General features: G+C 50.0%; 25 protein-coding genes and 1 riboswitch. Of the genes, 2 read left to right on the top strand and 23 right to left on the bottom strand.

What is annotated here, in order from left to right:
- Window positions 1–33 precede the first annotated feature (33 nt).
- The 5 genes from rpsP to smc all read right to left on the bottom strand — a co-directional run bounded on the left by rpsP (window position 34) and on the right by smc (window position 6,743).
- Window positions 34–309 (bottom strand): 30S ribosomal protein S16, encoded by a 276-nt coding sequence (rpsP, locus tag IRJ25_RS08095; protein WP_015881366.1) that lies wholly within the window; start codon window positions 307–309, stop codon window positions 34–36.
- An 82-nt stretch (window positions 310–391) separates the two neighbouring features.
- Entirely contained in the window at window positions 392–1,732 is a 1,341-nt protein-coding gene (gene ffh, locus IRJ25_RS08100; protein WP_269318071.1) for a signal recognition particle protein, read from the bottom strand.
- Between the two features lie 11 nt (window positions 1,733–1,743).
- Window positions 1,744–2,067, bottom strand: coding sequence for a putative DNA-binding protein (locus IRJ25_RS08105; RefSeq protein WP_015881364.1), 324 nt, complete (start codon window positions 2,065–2,067; stop codon window positions 1,744–1,746).
- 96 nt (window positions 2,068–2,163) lie between these two features.
- On the bottom strand, window positions 2,164–3,189 hold the full coding sequence (gene ftsY / locus IRJ25_RS08110) for a signal recognition particle-docking protein FtsY (RefSeq protein ID WP_015881363.1): 1,026 nt from the start codon (window positions 3,187–3,189) through the stop codon (window positions 2,164–2,166).
- Entirely contained in the window at window positions 3,186–6,743 is a 3,558-nt protein-coding gene (gene smc / locus IRJ25_RS08115) for a chromosome segregation protein SMC (protein WP_269318072.1), read from the bottom strand. The genes ftsY and smc overlap by 4 nt, the downstream gene beginning before the upstream one ends.
- A gap of 114 nt (window positions 6,744–6,857) precedes the next feature.
- Here smc and IRJ25_RS08120 point away from each other — a divergent pair, with 114 nt between their 5' ends.
- Complete coding sequence (locus IRJ25_RS08120; protein WP_015881361.1) at window positions 6,858–7,052, top strand: DUF1128 family protein; 195 nt, start codon at window positions 6,858–6,860, stop codon at window positions 7,050–7,052.
- Window positions 7,053–7,089: 37 nt separating this feature from the next.
- Here the strand turns inward: IRJ25_RS08120 and rnc are convergent, their stop codons facing one another.
- From rnc to IRJ25_RS08175, 11 genes are all read right to left on the bottom strand, one after another.
- Window positions 7,090–7,806, bottom strand: coding sequence for a ribonuclease III (gene rnc, locus IRJ25_RS08125; RefSeq protein WP_074037940.1), 717 nt, complete (start codon window positions 7,804–7,806; stop codon window positions 7,090–7,092).
- Between the two features lie 123 nt (window positions 7,807–7,929).
- Window positions 7,930–8,169, bottom strand: a complete 240-nt coding sequence (gene acpP, locus IRJ25_RS08130; protein WP_074037274.1) for an acyl carrier protein — start codon at window positions 8,167–8,169, stop codon at window positions 7,930–7,932.
- 58 nt (window positions 8,170–8,227) lie between these two features.
- Window positions 8,228–8,968, bottom strand: a complete 741-nt coding sequence (fabG, locus tag IRJ25_RS08135; RefSeq protein WP_074037275.1) for a 3-oxoacyl-[acyl-carrier-protein] reductase — start codon at window positions 8,966–8,968, stop codon at window positions 8,228–8,230.
- Entirely contained in the window at window positions 8,961–9,881 is a 921-nt protein-coding gene (fabD, locus tag IRJ25_RS08140) for an ACP S-malonyltransferase (RefSeq protein ID WP_215244051.1), read from the bottom strand. Before fabD ends, fabG begins: the two co-directional genes overlap by 8 nt.
- Window positions 9,882–9,899: 18 nt before the next feature.
- Window positions 9,900–10,889, bottom strand: a complete 990-nt coding sequence (gene plsX / locus IRJ25_RS08145) for a phosphate acyltransferase PlsX (RefSeq protein ID WP_269318073.1) — start codon at window positions 10,887–10,889, stop codon at window positions 9,900–9,902.
- A 2-nt stretch (window positions 10,890–10,891) separates the two neighbouring features.
- Window positions 10,892–11,455: a transcription factor FapR gene (gene fapR, locus IRJ25_RS08150; protein WP_196430528.1), complete on the bottom strand. Its 564-nt coding sequence runs from the start codon at window positions 11,453–11,455 to the stop codon at window positions 10,892–10,894.
- 85 nt (window positions 11,456–11,540) lie between these two features.
- Window positions 11,541–13,571 (bottom strand): ATP-dependent DNA helicase RecG, encoded by a 2,031-nt coding sequence (gene recG, locus IRJ25_RS08155; RefSeq protein WP_269318074.1) that lies wholly within the window; start codon window positions 13,569–13,571, stop codon window positions 11,541–11,543.
- Entirely contained in the window at window positions 13,558–14,445 is an 888-nt protein-coding gene (gene sdaAA / locus IRJ25_RS08160; RefSeq protein WP_074037281.1) for an L-serine ammonia-lyase, iron-sulfur-dependent, subunit alpha, read from the bottom strand. Before sdaAA ends, recG begins: the two co-directional genes overlap by 14 nt.
- 12 nt (window positions 14,446–14,457) lie before the next feature.
- Window positions 14,458–15,120, bottom strand: a complete 663-nt coding sequence (gene sdaAB / locus IRJ25_RS08165) for an L-serine ammonia-lyase, iron-sulfur-dependent subunit beta (RefSeq protein ID WP_269318075.1) — start codon at window positions 15,118–15,120, stop codon at window positions 14,458–14,460.
- A gap of 63 nt (window positions 15,121–15,183) precedes the next feature.
- On the bottom strand, window positions 15,184–16,863 hold the full coding sequence (locus IRJ25_RS08170; RefSeq protein ID WP_269318076.1) for a DAK2 domain-containing protein: 1,680 nt from the start codon (window positions 16,861–16,863) through the stop codon (window positions 15,184–15,186).
- A gap of 22 nt (window positions 16,864–16,885) precedes the next feature.
- Entirely contained in the window at window positions 16,886–17,248 is a 363-nt protein-coding gene (locus tag IRJ25_RS08175; protein WP_015881350.1) for an Asp23/Gls24 family envelope stress response protein, read from the bottom strand.
- 252 nt (window positions 17,249–17,500) lie between these two features.
- Between IRJ25_RS08175 and rpmB the strand changes: the two genes are divergently transcribed.
- On the top strand, window positions 17,501–17,689 hold the full coding sequence (rpmB, locus tag IRJ25_RS08180; RefSeq protein WP_015881349.1) for a 50S ribosomal protein L28: 189 nt from the start codon (window positions 17,501–17,503) through the stop codon (window positions 17,687–17,689).
- 57 nt (window positions 17,690–17,746) lie between these two features.
- Here rpmB and IRJ25_RS08185 read toward each other — a convergent pair whose 3' ends face one another.
- The 7 genes from IRJ25_RS08185 to rlmN form a co-directional block, all read right to left on the bottom strand.
- A complete protein-coding gene (locus IRJ25_RS08185) occupies window positions 17,747–18,334 on the bottom strand; it encodes a thiamine diphosphokinase (protein WP_196430526.1) in 588 nt (195 codons plus the stop codon).
- A complete protein-coding gene (gene thiT / locus IRJ25_RS08190) occupies window positions 18,331–18,906 on the bottom strand; it encodes an energy-coupled thiamine transporter ThiT (protein WP_031421608.1) in 576 nt (191 codons plus the stop codon). Before thiT ends, IRJ25_RS08185 begins: the two co-directional genes overlap by 4 nt.
- Before the next feature lie 72 nt (window positions 18,907–18,978).
- Window positions 18,979–19,079, bottom strand: a riboswitch (TPP riboswitch).
- A 20-nt stretch (window positions 19,080–19,099) separates the two neighbouring features.
- Complete coding sequence (rpe, locus tag IRJ25_RS08195; RefSeq protein ID WP_015881346.1) at window positions 19,100–19,756, bottom strand: ribulose-phosphate 3-epimerase; 657 nt, start codon at window positions 19,754–19,756, stop codon at window positions 19,100–19,102.
- Between the two features lie 3 nt (window positions 19,757–19,759).
- Window positions 19,760–20,647 (bottom strand): ribosome small subunit-dependent GTPase A, encoded by an 888-nt coding sequence (gene rsgA / locus IRJ25_RS08200; RefSeq protein WP_047795432.1) that lies wholly within the window; start codon window positions 20,645–20,647, stop codon window positions 19,760–19,762.
- 42 nt (window positions 20,648–20,689) lie between these two features.
- Window positions 20,690–22,642 (bottom strand): Stk1 family PASTA domain-containing Ser/Thr kinase, encoded by a 1,953-nt coding sequence (gene pknB / locus IRJ25_RS08205; RefSeq protein WP_264092394.1) that lies wholly within the window; start codon window positions 22,640–22,642, stop codon window positions 20,690–20,692.
- Between the two features lie 5 nt (window positions 22,643–22,647).
- Window positions 22,648–23,382, bottom strand: coding sequence for a Stp1/IreP family PP2C-type Ser/Thr phosphatase (locus IRJ25_RS08210; protein WP_074037291.1), 735 nt, complete (start codon window positions 23,380–23,382; stop codon window positions 22,648–22,650).
- 8 nt (window positions 23,383–23,390) lie between these two features.
- Complete coding sequence (gene rlmN / locus IRJ25_RS08215) at window positions 23,391–24,476, bottom strand: 23S rRNA (adenine(2503)-C(2))-methyltransferase RlmN (RefSeq protein ID WP_015881342.1); 1,086 nt, start codon at window positions 24,474–24,476, stop codon at window positions 23,391–23,393.
- Window positions 24,477–24,479 lie beyond the last annotated feature (3 nt).

Raw genomic sequence — 24,479 nt, forward strand, 5'->3', positions numbered from 1 at the left:
ATAGGCCGACCTCAGAAAAGGTCGGCCACATCATTACTTCGCGTTTTTCGCGTTGTGGAATTTCTCCATGATCCCTGCTTTAGAGAACAAGTTGCGTACTGTGTCAGATGGCTTCGCGCCGTCTGCCAACCATTTGAGAGCGAGTTCTTCGTTGATGCGAACTTCTGCTTCTGGTTTTGCAACCGGGTTGTAGTGACCAACTTGCTCGATGAAGCGACCGTCACGTGGTGAACGTGAGTCTGCTACAACGATACGGTAGAAAGGTGATTTTTTTGCGCCCATGCGCTTAAGACGAATTTTAACTGCCATGGTAATATACCTCCATCATGTGTTTAAGAATTGACAACTTTTATAGTATACAGCTTTTTCGTTCGACTGACAAAAGATTTTGTTAGAAGAATGGAAGGCCGAGACCTTTTTTCTTCCCTTTCATTTGTCCTGACATTTGTTTCATCATCTTCTTCATGTCATCGAACTGTTTGATGAGACGGTTCACTTCTTGAATCGAGCGACCGCTCCCTTTTGCGATCCGCTTACGACGACTCGCGTTGAGCACTTCCGGATTGGCGCGCTCATGTTTCGTCATCGAGCGAATGATCGCTTCGACGTGATCGAGTTGTTTCTCGTCGATTTGGACGTTCTTCAACCCTTTCATCTTACCTGCACCAGGTAACATCGAAAGTAATTCATCAATTGGTCCCATGTTTTTCACTTGGGCCAACTGTTCAATGAAATCATCGAACGTGAATGACGCGTCACGAATTTTGCTTTCAAGCTCCTTCGCTGCGTCTTGGTCCATCTGTGTCTCGGCTTTTTCAATGAGCGAGAGCACGTCCCCCATTCCAAGAATCCGTGACGCCATGCGTTCCGGGTGGAATGGTTCGAGGGCATCCAACTTTTCTCCGAGACCGACGAATTTAATCGGCGCTCCCGTGACTGCCTTGATCGAAAGGGCTGCCCCGCCTCGTGTATCTCCGTCGAGCTTTGTGAGCACGACCCCGGTGATTCCGAGTTTCTCATTGAAACTGTCGGCCACATTGACCGCATCTTGACCCGTCATCGAATCGACGACGAGGAAGATCTCATTTGGTTTGGCAATCGTCTTCACATTTTCGAGCTCGCCCATAAGCGTCTCATCGATATGAAGGCGACCGGCCGTATCGATCAACACGAAATCGTGATGATTTGTTTTTGCGTACTCGAGTGCCTTCGTCACAATCTCTTCCGGCTTCACTTGATCACCAAGTGAGAAGACCGGTAAATCGAGTTGTTTTCCGAGTGTCTCGAGCTGCTTGATTGCCGCCGGACGGTAAATGTCCGCCGCGACGAGAAGAGGACTTCGGTTATGCTTTTTACGAATCAAGTTCGCTAGCTTCCCGATCGTTGTCGTTTTCCCTGCCCCTTGCAGACCGACCATCATGACGACTGTCGGTGGTTTCTGACTGAATGTGATCGGGACGACATCGCTTCCCATCAAGTTCGACAACTCTTCGTGAACGATTTTGACGACTTGTTGACCTGGCGTCAATGATTTCATGACATCCTGACCAACCGCGCGTTCCTTCACGTCATTGACGAATTGCTTGACGACTTTAAAGTTGACGTCGGCTTCGAGGAGGGCGAGGCGAACCTCACGCATCATCTCTTTGACATCGGCCTCCGAGATTTTCCCTTTACCGCGCATTTTTGAAAGTGTCGATTGCAATCGTTCTGATAATCCTTCAAATGCCATGCTTCAGCCCCCTACTCTAAATTCTCAAGCGCAGAAATCGTGGCGCTCACGTCATCGGTGAGCTCGACTTGACGTTTGAGGGTCTGAAGAAGTTGCTGGCGCTGTTCGAACTTTTCGAATAGGGCTAGCTTTTCCTCGTACTGTTCAAGCATCGTTTCTGTGCGCTTTATGTTATCGTAGACCGCTTGACGGCTGACTTCAAACTCTTCCGCAATCTCTCCGAGCGAGTAGTCATCTAGGTAATAAAGAGACATATAGTTGCGCTGTTTCGGTGTGAGGAGCGCTTGATAGAAATCGATGAGATAGTTCATGCGATTCGTTTTTTCGAGCGTCAAACCTTTCACCTCCACATGTTAAGTGAAATCCCTTTACAACTACCTATAGTACAGCCGTGCCTACTACTTGTCAAGTTTTTTTCTTAACAGCAAAACTTAGGCGAGGTCCTCGTTTGTGTCCTCTTTTTCTGTCAAAGCTTCCTCGTTCTTGTCTTCAAAAACGTCACCGAACAATCCAAGGACGAACTGTTCTGGATCAAACTCCTGTAAATCGTCAATCTTCTCTCCAAGCCCGACATACTTGACCGGGATATCGAGTTCGTTCCGAATCGCTAGGACGATTCCGCCTTTGGCCGTCCCATCGAGCTTCGTTAAGACGATTCCGCTCACGTTCGTCGCTTCTTTGAACGCTTTCGCTTGAACCATGGCGTTTTGACCCGTCGTCGCGTCTAATGCGAGCAATACTTCGTGCGGTCCGTTCGGAACTTCCCGCTCAATGACTCGTTTGACTTTTTCAAGTTCTTTCATTAGATTGACCTTATTTTGGAGACGTCCCGCCGTATCACAAATCAAGACGTCCATGTTGCGTGACTTGGCAGCCTGAACGGCGTCAAAGACGACGGCAGCCGGGTCAGACCCTTCCGTTTGACGAATGACGGGAACCCCGACACGTTCTCCCCATACTTGAAGTTGCTCGATGGCACCGGCACGGAACGTATCCCCTGCCGCGAGCATGACGGAACGCCCTTCAGATTTCAACTGGTGCGCCAGCTTGCCGATGGTCGTCGTCTTTCCGACACCATTGACGCCGACAAACAAGATGACCGTGAGTCCGTCTTGCATATTCAGTTCACGGTCCGATTCATCCTCTTGGAGGCGGTTCGCCACGACTTCGACGAGTGCGTCACGCACCGCGACCGGGTCCTTCAGATTACGTCGCTTCACTTCTTCTTTCAAATCTTCGACGAGATCCATCGTCGTCGTGACGCCGACATCCGCTTGAATGAGTAAATCTTCGAGTTCATCGAAGAAATCTTCATCCACTTCGCGGAAGCGATAGACGAGGTCGTTGACGGCACTTGCAAAGCCGTCACGTGTCTTCGTCAACCCCTCTGTAAACTTTTGTGACACCTCTTGGGTAGATGTCGTCAACTTCTCTTTTAATTTCTTGAAAAAGCTCAACGTGATTCCTCCATCTCTTCATCCATTTCAACGACACGTTTTGCTTCAGACAGTTCGACCGATAATACCTCGGATACCCCGTTCTGTTGCATCGTGACGCCATATAGTGTATCCGCCGCTTCCATCGTCCCTTTACGGTGCGTGATGATGACGAACTGCGTGTCGATCGACAACGTCCGAATGTATTCTCCGAAACGATGCACGTTCGCCTCGTCAAGGGCCGCCTCGACCTCATCGAGAACACAAAACGGTACCGGACGCGTCTTCAAAATCGCAAACAATAGAGCGATGGCCGTCAGCGCACGCTCTCCACCAGATAACAGACTGAGTGTCTGTAACTTTTTACCTGGTGGTTTGGCGACGATTTCGATTCCTGTGTTCAACAAATCCGATTCGTCGACCAATTTCAAATCCGCTTCCCCGCCACCAAAAAGCTCGGTGAACGTCTGTTTGAAATGCGCCCGGACGCTCGTATACGTCTCTTTGAAGAGGCGTGTCACTTCGCGGTCCATCTCGGCGATGATCTCATATAAATCTTCTTTTGCACTGACGAGGTCATCCCGCTGTTCGGACAGGAACGTGAACCGTTCGTGGACACTATCAAACTCTTCGATCGCATTTAGATTGACCGGTCCGATTTCTTCGATTTGACGAACGAGCAACTTAAACTCCTCTTTCGCCTCTTCTAACGGGATTTCGAGTGCCGGCAATAGTTCTGCGACGAGTCCGTTCTCTTCTAACACATCGAGCTTCCATTGTCGTTTCAGCTCGAACTCTTGTTTCGCCGTTTCAAGTTTTCGAACGACAGCTTCAGCTTGACGTCTTGCCTCCGTTGCCTGATCGACCCGTTGACGTATGATCCGATACGCCTCTTCGTTCGTCTTGAGTGTTGCCGTCACTTCTTGAAGCCGCTCTTGAATTTCTTTGAAATCCAGTTTGGCAGTAGCAAGCGTCGCCTCAAGTTCCATAGACGACACGACTTCTCCACTCTCGAGCCGCGTCAGTTCACGCTCCATCTGATCGCTTCGTTCCTGCAGACGATTTTGTTCGGTCGTCAAACGGTCCAATTCATATCGGACCCGTTCTTCTTCGAGCGTGTGCCGCTGAAGATCGAGCTCGTTTTGACGAAGCATCGATTCCAGTTGGCCCGTGCTCTCAGCACTTTTCGCCTGCTCGGCCCGAAGCGATTCGAGACGAGAACGAATGTCAGCTTGTGCGCGGTCTGTATCGGCCAATTCAATCGTCAGTCGCTCTAATTCGGCAGTCGCTGTCTCGATCGTCCGCTCGTAGCGCATCATTTCATGATCGAACAGTTCAAGTTGTGACTTGGCATCGAGGGAGGCACGTTCCGCAGTACGGTAGGCCGACTCGACTTCACGGAGGTTCGTTTCAACGGAACGTTTCTCATCCCGAAGTTCAGATAATTGACGCGTAATGTCCGTCAACTGTTCTGTATACTCTTGAAGACGTGTTTTTTGTTCATGCAACATGGCGAGCCCTTGGGTGAGACCTTGTTTCAAGTCATCCAATTCGCGCGACTGCGTGAACAGGGCCACGCCCTGCTTGCGACTACCACCCGTCATCGAACCACCGACGTTGACGATGTCCCCTTCTAACGTGACGACACGGAAACGATAACCCGTCGATTGGGCGATGCGGTTCGCGACTTCAAGTGTCTCCGCCACGAGCACTGAACCGAGCAACGACTTTTTCAACGTCTCGTATGATGCATCTGTTTCAACGAGTTCCGACGCCACCCCGACAAATCCGTTCATCGAGTCGAGTCGATCTAACACCTCACTCGGCACGAATCTCGGTTTGATCGTCGTCATCGGCAAGAATGTCGCCCGTCCTGCGTTGGCTTTTCGTAATTTGTCAATTTCACGGCGCCCCACTGACTCATCTTGTACGACCACATGCTGCTGTGTCTGCCCAAGTGCCGTTTCGATGGCCGCTTCATACGAAGGACGGACACGGATCAGTTCCGCGACAGCACCAAGGACACCTGATGAACGGTCTTTTAAGACGAACTTGACCGCATGGAAATAGCCTTCATACGATTGCTTCATCCGTTCGAGCATCTCGATTCGGTCTTCCGTCTTCTGACGGCGGCGTTCGAGGTCGTAGAAAGACGATTCGGCTCGTGTACGTTTTTCACGAATTGCCGTCTCTTCGTCCCGAAGTTGCGTCTCTTTTTGACTCAGTTGTTCAAAGCGACTTTGTACCGCTTCATACTGCTCTCGAGTCGCCAAAAGAGTCGCTTCCTGCGAGGAACGATCATCGAGACGATGTTTGTTCTCGCGTAGAAGGCGTTCTTTCGACTCGACGGCGACATCGATATCCCGTTGTTCCCGCTTTTGTTGGTTACCGATTGTCGCTTTCGTTGTCGCGAGTTCGAACGCCTCACTTTGTAACGCTTCGATTTCAGCATTGAAATCACGAGAGGCGGCTTTCAACTGTTGTTGAAGTGACTCTCTCGTCGCAGTCGTTTGTTTCAACGTGTTTCCTTTTTGGTCAAGTTCTTCATGAACGACCTTCAATCGCGCTTCAAGCTCGGTCATCTCTGCACGTACTTCTTCACGTTGTCGGATGAGTCGTTCTTTCATCTCGGCACCGTGTTCTTCTTGTGCTTTTGCGAGCTTGATGTCACCCGTCAAACGCTCGACATAGGTCGAATGCTCCCGTTCTTTTTGGTTCAGCTCTGTCAATTCTTCGCGTAACTCGGCGAGCTTCGCTTCGAGCCCGCTACGTTCCTCCGTGAGGTCACGTAACGAACGGTCACAGTCAGATAACTGTTGAACAGATTCCACGTGACGTGCGGACACTTGCTCAATCTCCTGTTGGAGCAACTGAATTTCTGCGCCCATGATTCCTGTTTCGAGTTCATCATGTCTCGCTTTGGCGACTTTGTACTCCCGAGCGAGCGCCGCTTGTTCACGGAGCGGTTCGACTCGGTCCGCCAACTCGAATAAAATGTCATCGACCCGGGACAAGTTTAATTCGGTGTCCTGTAACTTGCGTTCAGCCTGTTTTTTCCGCTGACGATATTTCAATACACCGGCTGCCTCTTCGATGACGGCACGTCGATCTTCCGGTTTCCCAGAAATGACTTGTTCGACCCGCCCTTGACCGATGATGGCGAATGCATCTCGTGAAAGACCTGTATCCATAAATAAATCAATCACATCTTTTAACCGACATGGTTTTTTATTCATAAAATAGTCGCTGTCCCCACTTCGGGTCACGCGACGGGTCACACTCACTTCTTCATATGGGAGACGCAACTGTTCGTCTCGATTATCGAGAACGAGGGTGACCTCGGCGACATTTCGGTGATTCTCTCCTTCACTTCCGGCAAAGATGACATCTTCCATCTTGGCACCACGAAGTGATTTGGCCGACTGTTCTCCGAGTACCCAGCGAACAGCGTCCGATATATTGGATTTCCCGCTCCCGTTCGGCCCTACTACAGCCGTGACGCCGGGACGGAAATCTAATTCAATTCGCTTGGCAAATGATTTAAAGCCAGCGAGTTCGATTCGTTTTAAGTGCATCGTGACCATCCTATCCGCAGTAAGCATTCATCTGTATATTTTACCACAGTTAACAGTTCGTCAAAATGCCCGAATCATGCTATTCTAAAAAGAACTGTAGAAAGGGGAATACAGATGACGAATGAACAGATGATTGAAGCCATTTTGGATAAAATGAACATTATTAACCGCGGTGCAATCAAAGCGGAAGAATATAATGCGGCTGATCCGTCAGCGGTGAAAGAGATTTACGAGTACGTGATGACACGCTCTTCGCTCTCTTTGTCGGAAGTCGATGGTATCGTCGAAGAACTCGGTCAATTGACATGAAAAAGGAGTGGACCCCCAAGCGGTCCACTCCTTTCGTTTATAAATCTGCGTAGCGCCGATTAAAGGCAATAAGCGCTTCTTTAGCAGCCAATTGCTCGGCTTCTTTTTTCGAACGTCCGACCCCTTCACCGACGATGTCGTCGCTGAGGCGTGCATGTGCGACGAATTCCCGGCTATGCGCCGGTCCGCGTTCCTCGATGATTTCATACGAAACAGGTCCGAGTCCTTCCCGTTGGACGCTCTCCTGTAACTGGCTCTTGAAATCGGTCTGTTCTTCGAATACTCCCGCTAAGACTTTCGGAAAAACCGCTTCGGCGAGGAATCGTTCGACGGCCTCAATTCCCTGGTCCAAATAAAGAGCACCGATATAGGATTCGAACACGTCGGCAAGCAGTGCCGGACGTTTTCGTCCACCGGTCAACTCTTCACCTTTCCCAAGCAAGATGAAGTCAGAGAAAGCATAAGCTTCCGCAAAATTCACGAGTGACGGTTCACATACGATCGCCGCTCGTAATTTCGTCAATTCCCCCTCGGAGCGCTCCGGATAAGTCTCATAGAGAAAGCGAGATACGGTCAGTTCTAAAACAGCATCCCCTAAAAATTCTAAACGTTCATTGTCTTTTCGTAACCCGCGTTGCTCATTCACATAAGATGAGTGTGTGAACGCCTGCATCAACAAGTCGTGATTCGAAAATTGAACGTTCAACCGTTCTTCCAATGATTTAAATAGTTCCAAGATGCGTGCTCGTTCCATCTCCTGACGCCGACGCCGTTGCGCCGACCCTTGACGGTCAAACCGTCGTTTGTCTTTTGTCATAGTTCCCTCCATGAATAAGCACAAGCCCACCGCCCGGAACCGAGCGGTGGGATGGCTTGATTACAATTTTGTTTCGATGTAAGCCACTACGTCGCCAACAGTCGCAAGCTTCTCAGCGTCTTCGTCTTCGATCGTGATGTCGAATTTGTCTTCGAGGTCCATCACCATTTCCATTACTTCAAGTGAATCCGCACCAAGGTCATCCTTGAACGATTTGTCTGCTGTGATCTCAGATACGTCTTTCCCGAGTTTCTCAGCAACTGCTTCTTGTACGTCTACTAAAATTTGTTCTTTTGTCATGATAAAATCCCTCCAAAGGTAAGTATATTAAATGTCAGTCTGTTGGTAAAGTTCTCTTTTACGCCATCGTCATGCCGCCATCGACGGCAATCGTCTGCCCGGTCACATAAGCGGCTTGTTCCGATGCGAGGAAGGAGACAAGGTTCGCCACATCCTCCACCTGTCCGAAACGGTTGAACGGAATCTGCTCGAGTGTAGCCTCTCGTTGCGCATCTGTCAAGGCATCGGTCATATCCGTTTGAATGAACCCTGGACAGACGGCATTGACCGTCACGTGACGTCCCGCTAGTTCGCGCGCCACCGATTTTGTCAATCCGATCAACCCTGCTTTTGCAGCCGCATAGTTCGCTTGTCCTGCATTGCCGGTAATCCCGACAACCGAGGCGATGTTGATGATTCGACCTGCTTTCGACTTGAGCAAAGGTCTCGTGACGGCTTGCGATGTCAGAAAAGCGCCTTTCAAGTTCGTCGACAGCACATCTTCGAAATCGGCTTCTTTCATTCGCATGAGTAACCCGTCACGCGTGATCCCTGCATTGTTGACGAGACAATCGACGCGTCCGAACGTATCGACTGTCGTCTTGACGAGCGCTTTGACATCGTCAGCATTGGATACATCTGCTTTCACGGCGATGGCTTCGCCGCCTGCATCCGTGATCATGGCCACGACATCATTCGCCTTTTGTTCACTACCCGAGTAGTTCACGACGACCCGAAAGCCGTCTTCCCCTAAACGTTTCGCGATGGCCGCCCCGATTCCCCGGGACGCCCCTGTCACGATCGCCACTTGATCATGCACGTACTTCTCCTCCTAACGAGGCGACTTCTTCGAGCGTAGTCGCCTTTTGAATCGAAACGTTCGAGTCGATTCGTTTAATCAATCCTGAAAGCGGTGAAGATGGGCCGAACTCGATGAACGTGTCTACGCCGTCTGCAATCGCCTTGCGCACACATTCTTCAAAACGGACAGACGAATACAGTTGTTTCGTCAATAACGCCTTCAACTGTTCAGGGTCACGATGTACCGCCGCGTCCACGTTCGAAATCAAGTCGATGGAAGCCGCTTTAAATGGCGACGAGGCAAGAACGTCTTGGAAACGTGTTGCTGCTGGCATCATGTAGGAACTATGGAACGCTCCAGATACGTTTAACGGCAATACCCGCTTCGCACCGGCAGCCTTCAATTCCACGCTTGCTTGTTCGACCGCGTCGACATGCCCTGAAATCACGAATTGACCAGGACAATTCAAGTTGGCGATTTGAACTAAATTCCCACTCGCACTGATTTTTTCAGTGATATGAAGCGCTTCTTGAAGATCGGTCATCCCGACGACTGCTGCCATCGTTCCATCCTTCACTTCAGACATCAACTGTCCACGCGCCCGGACGAGAACGGTCGCTTCTTCAATATCGATGACACCCGCACTGACGAGCGCCGCATATTCACCGACACTATGCCCGATGACGACATCTGGTGCCGCACCGCTCTTCGCATAGGCTTGCGCGAGGAGCGAAGCGTGCGCCACGATGGCCGGCTGTGCAATTTCCGTTTCTTGTAGGTCTTCCTTCGACCCGGATGACATGACTTCAAGTAGGTCAAATCCGAGTCGACGTCCGATTGCTTGAAGCGTTTCAGGATAATCTAAAAAGGTTTGTCCCATCCCAACGGCTTGGGAACCTTGCCCTGGAAACACCCATGCTACTTTCCCCATATCTTCACCTGCTTTCGCTTAGTCTATCGCTTTGGCACGCTTGATTTTTTCAACGACATCGTGATCTACCATGATTTTCGCCTGTTTCAACGCACTCATGATGGCGAGTGCATCGCTCGACCCATGCGCCTTGATGACCGGTGCATTGATCCCGAATAATCCGGCTCCCCCGTGTTCGCGATAATCCAACGTTTCTTTTAATCGTCTCAATTTCGGTTTTAAGATGAGAGCGGCGAGTTTGGATACAAGGTCACTCGTGAATTGTTCTTTCATCATCTTCATGAGCATCGAAGAGGAGCCCTCCACACCCTTTAACAAGATGTTTCCGGCAAATCCTTCGGTCACGATGACATCCACATCACCTGACATCGCTTCACGCGCCTCGACATTCCCAACAAAATGGACAGGTGCCTGTTCAAGGAGGGGGAACGCTTCTTTTGTCAGCGCATTTCCTTTACCGGCTTCCGTCCCGATATTGAGAAGAGCGACACGCGGTGTCTTGATGCCACGGACATGTTCCGCATACAGCGAACCCATAATCGCATAATCCACGAGGTGTTCAGCTTTTGCATCCGGATTCGCTCCGACATCCAGTACGACGACACCACTACCAGTATATGTAGGGAACGTCGGAGATAATGCCGGACGCTCGATTCCTGGGATTCGCCCGATGATGAAAAGAGACGCCGCCATCAATGCGCCGGTATTCCCGGCAGACACGAGAGCATCCGCTTTTCCTTCTTTGACAAGCTGAGCTGCCACGACGAGCGAGCTATCCTTTTTACGGCGCACCGCCCGTACCGGTTCGTCTTCACCTGTGATGATTTCACTGGCTGGGACAACCGTCACACGAGGATCATCAAGACCGTATGAGGCAATTTTCACCTCATCACCAACTAAAAAGAGTTCCATCGGTTCATTCGGATATTGCGCGACGAACCGTTTCACACCTTCTACAATCGCCTTCGGTGCGTGATCGCCACCCATTGCATCAATCGCTAACTTCATGCTTACTCCTCCTCACCACGTCGGTAAATCGTGAAGTCGCCGTCAAAGACGCACTCCTCACCGACATAACTTTCAACTGTGACGTCCGTTCTCCCGTCCCCTCTTAGTTTCATCACACGAGCCTTGGCAACGACTCGCTCTCCAAGATGGACTTGGCGACTAAAGCGAATATCCGCTTTAGTGGTCAACGCCAATTCATCATTGATGAGCGCCACCGCTAACGAGTTGGCTTGCGCGAACAAGACGTGTCCACGGGCAATCTCGTTGCGGCTAAAGACGTGTTCTTTCTCTATATCGAGGACTGAGATCGCAGAGTCATCTAGCTTCAAGTCAATCATATCACCGATGACCTCGCTCATTGAAAGCGATTTGACTTCATCGAGATGTTCGGAAGCCACATGTTTGATTCGTTCCCGCACTTCTGGAATTTTTAATTCCATCCGGTCGAGTCGAATTGTTTGGATGCTGACAGAAAACTGCTTTGACAGTTCTTCGTCTTTGATGAACGGGTTATGCTCAATCGTTTCTTGTAACAAGCGTTGCCGCTCTTTCTTAGGTACCCGCATTCAGTTCCCTCCTAAACTAATCGCTAAAGAACTTAATACCTGGTACTAATAGCAGTATATATTCTTTAGTCGTCATTTTCAAGTACTATTCTAACCTTTCCCCAACGAGAAGGTCGAGTTGTTTCAAATAACCACGTAACCCTTCATATTGAGCGTCATGCCAAAAGGCGTCGCTCCCAAGAAGTTTCACGGCATCTTGCATGGCCACTTCCATCACTTTCAAATCGAGAACGGGATCGGCGACCCGGAAACTTGGGAGACCACTCTGTGCGGTCCCGAAGAAATCACCAGCCCCACGTAACTCTAAATCTTTCTCCGCCAATACGAACCCATCGTTCGTCTCCGTCATCGTTTTCAGTCGAACTTTCCCGACATCTGACTTTGGGTCCCCGACGAGGATACAGAACGATTGATGGGCACCACGACCGACACGGCCACGCAACTGGTGTAATTGCGCGAGACCGAAACGCTCGGCGTCATGGATGATGATGAGTGAAGCGTTTGGAACGTTCACCCCGACCTCGACGACCGTTGTGGAGACGAGAATCTGTGTCGCGTTGTCGGCGAATGATTTCATGACCTCGTCTTTTTCTGTACTCGATAGCTTCCCATGCATCAGACCAACACCATAGTTCGAGAAGCGTTCTTTCAACAGCTCATACAGTGCCGTCGCACTCTCCACTTCTAATGTATCCGACTCCTCGATGAGAGGTGCAATCACATACGCTTGACGGCCGAGTGCAAGTTCCCGATCGACCATTGCATGCACACGATCGATCTGGTCGTGTTTCGCCCAATACGTTTCAATCGGCTTTCGTCCTTTTGGCATCTCATCGATCGTGGAAACATCCATCTCTCCGAACGCACTGATGGCAAGCGTCCTCGGAATCGGCGTCGCGGTCATATATAAGACGTCCGCGAATTCAGCTTTATCGCGAAGTTTCTTCCGTTGTTCGACACCAAACCGGTGCTGTTCGTCCGTGATCGCCAAATGTAAATTCGAAAATTCGACCGGTCCTTGGATGAGCGCGTGCGTCCCGACGATGATGTCGACGTTACCCGATCGGATTGCCGTCAGTAGGGCTTCGCGCGCCTTCCCTTTCACTGAGCTCGTCAGGAGGGCAATCGTGATGCCAAACGGTTCAAATAATTCCTGTAACGATGTCGCATGTTGTTCGGCAAGGATTTCTGTTGGCACCATCAAGGCCCCTTGATACCCGGCCGTCACAGTCGCATACAAGGCAATCGCGGCAACGACGGTCTTCCCGCTCCCGACATCCCCTTGTAACAATCGGTTCATCCGTTCTGGTTTTTCAAGGTCAGATACGATTTCACGGATGACCCGTGTCTGGGCTCCTGTTAACGGGAATGCGAGCCGTTTGACGAATTCATTCAATTGATGCTTATCGAGGTGAAGGGCCCGACCGTTTCCTGACCGCTCCATTTTCCGAAACGCCTGTAATTTCAACTGATACATGAGACACTCTTCATAGACATAGCTTCGTCTCGCCTGTTTATAGGTCTCCACTGTATCTGGAAAATGCATCCCACGTAGCATCGTCATCCGGTCAACTAATCGATAGCGGTCGCGAATAGTATGCGGGACCTGTTCGGGCAGATCGTTCACCTGCTCAAAAGCGAGTTTAACGATTCTACTGAAATTCTTTTGTGTCAGTCCGGCACGCAATGAATAAATCGGTTGCAGTCCGCCTGACGGGGCACCAAATTCAAGGTCGGTCGCGCTGATCGCCATCCGGTTCATGTCCCATTTCCCTTTGACCGTCACCGTCTCCCCAATCACCAATTTTTCTTTATAGAAGGCACGGTTGAACATCGTCACTTGGACGGCGTATCGGTCTTCGAGTAACAACCGGAACTGGAGACGATTTTTCCCTTTACTATAGTAACGAACGAGCGGTTCGCCTTGGACTGTCCCGCTCCATTTGACGAGGTCGCCGTGCACAGCCGTCGTCACCGTCCCACTATTATAATTCTCATAACGAAACGGGACGTGCTCAAGCACGTCCTCGATTCGAACAAGTCCCATCACTTCTAACTTTTTGGCCATTTCTGGCCCGACCCCTTTCAGCGTCGTCAGTTGATCATTGTTTTGCATCTTCTTTCGCTCCAAATATATTTCGTTCGAGGCGACGAGCCGTCGGTGTATTGGCAAGTCCACCTTTAGCGGTTTCTTTTAAGGCCGTCGGCATCATTTGGCCCACTTCATGCATCGCCGAGATGACCTCGTCACAAGGAATACGTGAGGTAATCCCCGCGAGCGCCATATCTGCTGCGACAATAGCGTTGGCACCGCCCATGGCGTTTCGCTTGACGCATGGAACTTCCACCAGCCCCGCCACAGGATCACAGACGAGACCGAGCATATTTTTTAGGGCTATCGCAAATGCCGTAGCCGACTGGTCCGGTGTCCCGCCAGCTGCTTCAACGATGGCCGCGGCTGCCATGCCTGTCGCCGACCCGACCTCGGCCTGACATCCACCAGCCGCCCCTGAAATCGAGGCGTTGTTCGCCACGACGAATCCGAACGCACCTGACGTGAACAAGTAACGGATCATCGCGTCGCGGTCCATTTCAAGGCGATCTTTTACCGCAAACAATGTTCCCGGTACGACGCCCGCGCTTCCCGCTGTCGGTGTCGCACAGATTCGTCCCATCGCCGCGTTCACTTCGTTCGTCCCGATCGCTTTCGACACCGCATCTAAAATGAGATCCCCAGCGAGCGACTTGCCTGAACGAATATACTCTTGCATGAGTACGGCATCATTACCCGTCAATCCCGTAACCGACGTGACACCTTGGAGTGCACGTTCGACCGCTTCTTCCATCACCTCAAGATTTCGGTCCATCATCCCGATGATGTCCTCACGACTGGCGCGTCTGACGTGCATCTCTTGCTCAATCATCACTTCAGAAATCGGGATATTCCGTTCTGTTGCAATCGTCACTAATTCCTCTACTGATTTAAACATCACACATTCTCCTCATTCCCCAAAAATAGCTATCCGTTCGATTTGCGGTAACCGTTCCAGCTCTGCTAACACTTCCTCAGGAATGGTCTCATCAATCTCAATCGCCATCAACGCCTGCATCCCTTTTTCATGGCGGCTCACTTCCATATGACCAATGTTTAATTGGTGATTCGCCAACACACCGGTCACAGCCGCGATGGCCCCGAATCGATCATGGTGCAAGACGACGAGTGCAGGCCCCCCACCTGTCAGTTTCAACGGGAATCCGTTCAGTTCGGTAATTTCAATCGTTCCCCCGCCGATTGAGATCCCGACAATCTCAAATGTGCCAAATTCATCTTCGAGTAAGACCCGGGCCGTATTCGGGTGATCCGTCAACAGATCACTCGTCTCAAAAATGACCTCGATCCCTTTTTCACGGGCGATGTCTAACGCTTGTGGGATTCTCAGATCGAATGTATCGAATCCCATGATTCCACCGACGATGGCCACATCCGTACCGTGTCCCCGATACGTGTCAGCAAACGACCCATAAAATGTGATGTGCGCGGTACGCGGCGTTCTCCCGAACAACTTACCAGCCATCAAGCCGATGCGGGCAGCACCTGCTGTATGCGAACTCGACGGTCCGACCATGACCGGGCCAATAATGTCAAACACACTACGATATTTCATCAATTTTTCCCCCTTTCAAAAATCCCTACCTTCATTATACAGAAGGTAGGGATTCGAAACAGCTTATTCCACACTAAAAATATAAGAGTAAAGCGGTTGTTTACCGTCGTGAACTTCAATTTCAATCTCGTCGTTCACCGATTCGATATATGACGTCAACGCTTCTACGTCCGATGCAGAAGAGCCTTCTCCTGTTAAGATCGTGACGATTTCGTCGTCTGCGTCGATGAGCGCATCGACTAATCGTTTAGCCGCTTCTAAACTCGATGGAGATGAAGAAACGATTTTCTTCTCAGCAATCGCCATGTGCTCATCTTTTTTGATTTCAACGCCATCGATGCTCGTATCACGAACAGCGTACGTCACTTGACCGGACTTCACTGTCGCCGCTGCCGCTTTCATCGCTTGTTCATTCATCTCGACATCCGCTTCAGGATTGAATGCGATGGCTGCCGCAAGACCTTGTGGGACGGTCTTCGTCGGAATGACCGACACGCCGCACGGTGCGACAGACGCCGCTTGTTCAGCCGCCATGATGATGTTGGAGTTGTTCGGGAAGATGAAGACGTGTTCCGCATGTGCCGATTCAATCGCCTTGACGATATCTTCCGTCGACGGGTTCATCGTCTGACCACCTTCGATGACGTGGGCCGCCCCGAGTGAACGGAACAGTTCGCTGACGCCTTCACCCATTGCGACCGTTACGATGGCAAATGGTGCTTTCGGCTTCACCGCTTGTTGAACACCGTGTTGGTTGGCGCCGTGTTCTTCTTCAAGAATCGTCGAGTGTTGTTGACGCATGTTCTCAATTTTGACTGCGACGAGTTCACCGAAGCGCTGACCTTTCGTGATGACCTCACCTGGCGTCTCGACGTGAACGTGGACTTTCAAGAGCTCCTCGTCCGCGACGACAAGAAGAGAGTCCCCGAGTTCAGACAACTCGTTTCGGAATGCATCTTCGTTGAACGGTGCATCTTTCAACTTGTCCTCTTGGAAACGGACCATGATTTCCGTACAGTAACCGAATTCGATGTCCTCTGTCGACATGAATCCTTGCGCCGCATGCGCATGGTGTTCTGCTTCAATCAATGCATCCATCACCGGAGTATGTGGTTTTTCGAGTTCTTTTCCTTCAAGACTCGCAAGGAATCCTTCGTAAATGACGAGAAGTCCTTGACCACCTGAGTCGACGACCCCGACTTCTTTTAACACCGGTAACAAGTCCGGTGTACGGTCTAACGAAGCTTTTGCTTCGACGATGACACGTTTCATGAACTCTGTGAAATCACTTGTCGACTCAGACGCAAGGAGCGCTTCATCAGCCGCTTCACGAGCAACCGTTAAAATCGTTCCTTCAACCGGTTTCATAACCGCCTTGTATGCCGTGTCGACACCGCGTTTGAGCGCTTCTGCAAAATCAACTGTCGTGAGTTCCGTCTTACCTTCAACGGCTTTCCCGAAGCCGCGGAACAATTGGCTTAAAATAACGCCTGAGTTTCCACGTGCTCCCATCAGGAGTCCACGAGCGAACTTTGATGATACCTCTGCGATATCAGATGAGTTCATGGCTGCTACTTCTTTCGCACCTGACGTCATCGTCAAGTTCATGTTCGTTCCCGTGTCTCCGTCTGGAACCGGGAAGACGTTAAGCGAATCTACATAATCTGCGTTTTGGCTCAAGTTGGCCGCTCCGTTTGCGATCATGTTTGAGAGCGCCACGCCATCTAAACGATTTAAACCCACACCAAATCCTCCTCCGTTTTCGTCAGTCATTCGTCAGACGAACGCCTTGAACGAATATATTTACCGACGAAACGTTTAATCCTAAAGTTTCTCCGAGCGTATATTTCACTCGGCTTTGCACGTTGTATGCGACTTCAGATACTTTCGTCCCATAGCTTACAATGATGTGCATGTCGATATGTACGTCCTCATCCTCTTGACGTACGACGACACCACGCGCGTAATTTTCACGTTTTAACAATTCAGCAATGCCGTCTTTCAATTGTGCCTGTGAAGCCATGCCGACCACACCGAAGCATTCCATCGCCGCACCACCTGCGAGTGTCGCGATGACGTCACTTGTGATGTCAATATTGCCATATGTTGTCTTCATTTCAATTGCCATATGGAGTAGCCTCCTTTATTCGGAATGATTCCTAATGTACATTCTACAATAAGTACCTAGTTATTAAAAGAACCTGCTCCAGAATCTCGGTCAATTAACGCGATAACCTCATTCATTATTCAAATCCTTGAGAGTAATGTCAAGTTTTTTTCTTGTCATGGTATGATTTTCTAGTTGCATCGGGAAAAAAGCCGTGCTAATATAAACGAGTGTCTATTAGGACGAACCCACATAAAAAAGGAGGGGAAACGCATGGCACGTAAATGCTACGTAACAGGTAAATCACCTAAATCAGGTAACAACCGTTCGCACGCACTCAACAAGACAAAACGTACTTGGGGTGTAAACGTACAAAAAGTTCGTATTCTCGTTGACGGTAAACCGAAACGCGTTTGGGTTTCAGCTCGCGCACTTAAATCAGGTCTCGTTGAACGCGTATAATACTTATACACGAACGAATAAATCCCAGCGGCATTCGCCGATGGGATTTTTTTTTGCTTATTTTTTGACGAGCATAACGAGGGCCATTCCTTCATGAACCGTCAACAAGGCAAGCTCTTCGCTCCATTCATTTGAAATGGTCAACGCTTGCGCGCTATGGACCGGATGACGCTCGAGTGGATATTTGACCCCATCAATTGAAATCGTAGCGGTTTTCCAAGGCATGAAAGACAAGTAATGTTCATCTAGTTTTTTAATCTCATAACTTCCTGGCCGAGCGAGAAAAATCGTTTGACCCGTCCCATGAAGAACCATCCCCGGATACGATTCGAGTAGACCGACGTTCGCGAACGTCATATCAACTCGACCACCGAGTGCCCCGTACACGTGCATCTGGGTCGCCCCTTGATCGATTGCCAACTGAAGCGCAATCTCGAGGTCGGTCACATCCTTTTCAGATGGATAACGTAGCGCTTCCTCAGGAGGTGTTCCGACAAACGAATCAAAGTCCCCGACCACGACGTCGACATCAATCCCTTCATCTAATAATCTCTGATATCCGCCATCGACACCGATGACAAAATCGGCATCACGCGGTAAGTCCGGAATAGGTTCCGGACTCGCCGCGACGATCAAGATGTTCATTGACGAATGTCCCGTGTCGCGACACGCGTGAATCGCGGAGCTGTCGTGAAGAGTAAGACTAATACGATGGCTGAGATGACAAACGACGGAACCATATAAGTTGCGTTATAGCCAAGTGAATAAGCCACGACCGGACCCTCCGCATACTCAGCGAAAAAGACAATCCCTGAGATGACGTGAGCCGCATAACGCAACGCCGACCCGATCAATGCGCCGAGCACCAAATAGGTAGCGAGCGTCTTCGTCGCGCCTTGACCAGCGGCCTGTTTCACACGTCCGGCAAAGACGCCGGCCACGCCGACAAGTCCGTACGCAACCGTATAATCGAGCAAGAACTGAACTGGCGTAAAGATATAGGCTCCGAACAAGAGTTGAAGCGTCCCGACGAGCGCACCAGTCGCAAGTCCCCCTTTCAATCCGTGACGAAACGCCATCACAAAGATCGGGAGCATCGCCAGACTGATTGATCCCCCTTGTGGCAAACGATATGGGATGAGTAAATCAAAAACTAGCCCAAGCGCTGCGAACAATGAAATTTCGATGAGTGCTTGTAATTTAAAACGTGATTTCATCTTTCTTCCTCCTTTATTGTGTGAACGACAAAAAGCAGCATGACGTAAACGCCATGCTGCTTGGATTCGCAACGTGCATTTTCGCCACATCCCTACGTCCGTGTGAACGGAACAGGTTCAAAGGGTTAGCGTATGCCTCTCAGCCACATCATGTGACACCCCTTGCGACTCTATCTTGTTGTTCTATCGTCGATTATACACGAGATGCGCCACGAATGCTATCGATGGCTGCTTTATAATCCGGTTGATTGTAAATGGCTGAACCGGCAACTAGGACATCTGCCCCTGCATCAATGCAACGTTTCGCCGTCTCTTCGTTGACACCACCATCAATCTCAATTTCAAAATCGAGCTGACGGTCTTTGCGAAGCTGACTGAGCGCCGAGATTTTCGGTACGACGGATTCAATGAACGCTTGTCCACCAAACCCTGGATTGACGGTCATGAGCAATACCATATCGACATCTTGAAGGATATGTTCAATCGTAGAGAGCGGTGTGTGCGGGTTCAAGACGACCCCACATTTCGCCCCTGCCGCTTTGATTTGCTGCAAGACTCGATGTAAATGGTTCGTTGCTTCCACGTGAACAGTCACAATGTCTGCCCCCGCCTTGACGAAATCTTCGACATAGCGTTCCGGTTGATCAATCATCAAATGCACATCGAGAACCATGTCTGATTTTTTGCGCAAGCTTGCGAGGACTGGTAGCCCAATCGAGATGTTCGGCACGAACTGCCCATCCATCACGTCAAAATGGATATAATCCGCCCCCGCATCTTGAACGGCTTTCACTTCAGCCTCCAAATTGGCAAAGTCGGCTGCTAAAATTGATGGTGCGATTTTAATCATCTGTCAATACCTCCGTTTACGATCGTTTAACTCCTCCATAAAGGTAACATAATTCTCATAACGAGTTGAAGCAATTTTGCCATCTTCTACGGCTTGTTTAATGGCACAGCCCGGTTCATTGATATGGACGCATCCTCGGAACTTGCAATCGTCGTGACGTTCCACAAATTCTGGGAAGCACCATCTTAGTTCATCCGCCTCGAGTTCTTGAGGAAACTCGAGACTAGAAAATCCTGGCGTATCCGCCACAAGCCCGTCGGCCAATTGAATGAGCGTGACGTGACGCGTCGTATGTTTCCCACGACCGAGTGATTTGGAAATTTTCCCTGTGGCCAATTCGAGTTCAGGCGCGACTGCGTTTAAAAGCGAACTCTTCCCGACACCTGTTTGACCGGCAAACACGCTCGTCTTCTCTTTGAAGAGTCCCCGTACTTGATCGACCCCATCCGAAAGCTCCGTCGACGTTTCAATCACGTCATATCCGATGGCACGATAGCGGGCGACCGCTTCTTGAATCGGTCCGGTCTCTTCTTCACTGAGTAGGTCCATCTTCGTTAACACGATGATTGGATGAATCTGTTTGGATTCGATCAATACGAGGAATCGGTCAAGCAAATGATAAGAAAACGCCGGTTCTTTCACAGAAAAAAGTAGAAATGCCTGATCGATGTTGGCGATTGGTGGGCGGACGAGATGGTTTTGACGTTCCTCCACCTCTAAAATATAGCCTGTCCCATCTTCTTGATCTTGAATGACAACGTCATCGCCGACGACGGGTGAGATGTTTCGTTTCCGAAAATTCCCTCTCGCCCGACACCGAATCTCTTGATTCGACTCGGTCATCACATCATAAAACCCGCCTTGTAAACGAATAATCGTTCCTTTCAATATGACTACCTCCCTTAAAAAAGAGGTGACGACACCGTCACCTCTTTATTGTGCCTCTTTGGCCTGTGCATATGTGACTGAATCCGTTCGGACGATCTCACCATCGACTTCAATCGTTGCGGTCCCGACTTCGTCCGGAGCAATGACGAGCGTATACGAGTATGTTGTCGTCTCTGTGATTTTATCCCGTAACACTTCAATTTCACCACGCGCATCGACCGTACGAATCACGACCTCCACGGCTTTCGGTTTCTTGTCTTTTTCCGGTTGCTCGACTTCGACGCTCACTTCACGTTCGATGGAGACGTCCGTCGGTTCAACCCCTTCCGATACGATGACCGTAAGTTCCGTTCCCGGATCGACTGCCGTACCCGCCGTTGGAAGTTGACGGATGATTTGACCTTTAGGAACACTTGTCGAAAACTCATCCCGTCTCACGATTTTTAACTTGTTTTGATCGGCATAAGTCGATGCCTCGTCAAACGTATATCCCGCGAGATTCGACAGTTCGACTTTGTTGCTTCCTGTCGACACGACGAGCGTCACCGTCACTTCTGAAGGAACGACCTCCTCGCCTGGGTCGAGCGATTGCGAAATCACATCTCCGCTAGCGACTGTTTCCGAAGCTTCTGTTTTGATTTCAAGGTCACTGAACGCCAGATCTTTTAACATGCGTTCAGCTGCTGTTTGGGACAATCCCTCCACATTCGGCATTTCGACGGTTTCTTTCCCGGCTGAAACGACGATGGTCACCGTCGTGCCTCGTTTTGGTTTACGCCCTTCTTGTGGGTTTTGCGAAATGACCTCGCCTTCTTCGACGTCATCGCTCGCCCGCTCCGTCACTTCGACGACGAAATCGGCATTCTCAAGTTCAGACGTGGCATCTCCGATACTCATTCCAACGACATCCGGAACGACGGCTCGTGACATTTCATCGGCGACCACGTATGCCGCAATGCTCCCTCCAATCAGGATCAACACGAGTAAAATCCAAATCCACCATTTGCGTTTCTTCTTTTTGACTGGAGTCACCGCTTCAGGTTCTTGCTCGCTAGACGCTGTGACCGAAGTCGGTGTTACTGGCGTCTCTGGTTTTTCTTCAGGTATGACCGGTGTCATGACGAGCGTTTGATCGAACTCATCCTGACTGGCCGGAACACGTCTCGGCTCATTGGCGCGTTCACGGCTTAATGCCGTCATGCAGTCTTTCTTAAAGGCTGCGACCGAAACATGACGGGCACCTGGTGACTTCGACAATGCTTGCATGACGCAGTTTTCGAGTGCCTGTGGAATATTCGGATTCAAGTCCATCGGTCGAATCGGGTCATCTTGCAAATGTTGAAGCGCAACGGCGACCGGTGTCTCGCCAATGAACGGGACACGACCTGTCAACAATTCGTACAGTACGGCACCGAGCGAATAAATATCTGACTTTTCATCAGCAAATTTACCGCGTGCTTGCTCAGGTGAGAAATAATGGACCGAGCCCAGCACAGACATCGTATGCGTCAACGTCGCATTCGACATCGCCACGGCAATCCCAAAATCAGTCACCTTCACGTTACCGTGCTGATCAATCATCATGTTCTGCGGCTTGATATCACGGTGAATGATTCGATTCGCATGGGCATGGTCAATCGCATCACAAATCTGTCCCATGATGCGTAGCGCTTCATCGACAGATATGTATTCCTCTTGCAAGTATTGTTTTAACGTCACCCCATCGACGTGTTCCATGACGATATAGTACAAATCTTCTTCATCGCCGACGTCATAGATCGCCACGATGTTTGGATGGTTCAGACTCGTAGCCGCATGGGCTTCTCGCTCGAACCGACGTATAAATTGTTCGTTATGTGAGAATTCAGATCGCAACACCTTGATGGCGACGGTTCGGTTTAAGATCTCGTCATGAGCCCGGTAGACATTTGCCATGCCTCCGCTGCCGATTTGTTGTTCGATCCGATAACGATCGTTGATTCGTTCTCCGCTTCGCATCGGATTCATCCTCTCTTTCTATCTGTGAATTGAACGAGGGCGACCGTGATATTGTCGCTCCCTCCCAATTGATTGGCTTCTGCAATGAGTTGCTCCGCTTTTTGTTCGGCGGATGCCGTTTGTTGTAATACGTGTTGAATCGCCACATCGGTCATGTGTGTCGTCAATCCATCCGTACAAATTAAAATCACATCAAACTCAGGGTCAGCGAGCACTTGCACGTCAGGTTCGACTTGTTCGCTTGAACCGATTGCCCGGGTGATGACATTTCGTTTCGGATGAACCCGCATCTCTTCTTCCGTCAATTCACCGAGTTGTTTGAGCACATTGACGTAAGAATGGTCCTCCGTAAGACGTCTTAACTCATTCGCCTGGAGCGCATAGACGCGACTATCTCCGATATGGACGATGACCACCGTCTCTTCATTCCAACAAACAGCTGCCACAGTCGTTCCCATCATGACAAGATTGGACTGCTTCGCAAATTGCAACACTTGATCGTTCGCCAAATCGATGTGGTGGCGGAACCATCGTTCGATTTCGACAGGGGTTGTCGGGAGAGACGGGAACGCCCGTCTAAACTCTTCAATCACGATTTGACTCGCAACCTCTCCCGCTGCATGCCCACCCATTCCGTCTGCAACCAGGGCAATCCCGGTTATGGCATCACCTAAGATTAAAACTGCATCTTCATTTTGTGTGCGTACTTGTCCACGATCTGTTCGAAATGCTAATTCCATCTTTCTGATTACCTCGTTTCTTGTTCGCGCTCCTTCGCTCGAAGCTGTCCACAAGCGGCATCGATGTCCGACCCTTGCTCGCGACGGATTGTCACGTTCACATTGCGGTCTTTGAGCACTTTTTCGAAGGCAAAGATTTGAGCTCGCGGTGTCCGTACATAGTCACGTTCGAGTACATGGTTGACGGGAATCAAGTTGACGTGACATTTGATTCCTTTTAACAGGTCTGCCAAGAGATGGGCATATTCTTCCGTATCGTTGACACCACCAAAGAGTCCATATTCAAACGTGATGCGACGTCCGCTCTTCTCTGTGTAATAACGGACCGCATCCATCAACTTGTCCAAGTCAAAGGCACGGTTGATCGGCATGAGCTTGGTACGCAATTCCGTCGTCGGTGCGTGAAGTGAAATGGCGAAGTTGATTCGCATACCTTCATCGGCAAACTTGTAAATCTTCGGAACAATCCCACTCGTCGATACCGTGATGTGTCGTGCTCCGATGTTGAGTCCATTGTCATGGTTGACAGTACGTAAGAAACGCATTAACTCATCGTAGTTATCGAACGGTTCGCCGATTCCCATGACGACGATAGAGTCGACGCGCTCTCCTGTCGCGTCTAATGCACGTTGTACGTCGAGCACTTGAGCTGTGATTTCCCCGGCTTCTAAGTTTCGTTTCAAGCCGCCGAGTGTCGAGGCACAGAACGTACATCCGATCCGGCAACCGACTTGTGTCGTGACACAAATCGAGTTTCCGTATTCGTGACGCATGAGTACCGTTTCAATTGAGTACCCGTCCTGAAGTTCAAACAAGAACTTGATTGTGCCGTCTTGGGATTCCTGCTTGACCAATTCTTTTAACGTCGTCAATTGGAACGATGCCTCTAATTTGTCGCGAAGCGCTTTCGGAACGTTGGTCATATCATCAAAAGTCGTGACCCGTTTGACGTACATCCAATCATATAATTGTTTCGCACGGAATGCCTTTTCTCCTGCCTCGATCACCCATGCCTCAAGTTCTGGAAACGTCAACGAATAGAGTGACGGTTTTGCGCCTACGAGTGGATTCTTTTCTACTGCTTTTGGATTCATGTT

It is taken from the genome of Exiguobacterium sp. KJ 601, assembly GCF_027161185.1.
In the GTDB taxonomy this organism is placed as follows: Bacteria; Bacillota; Bacilli; order Exiguobacteriales; family Exiguobacteriaceae; genus Exiguobacterium; species Exiguobacterium profundum.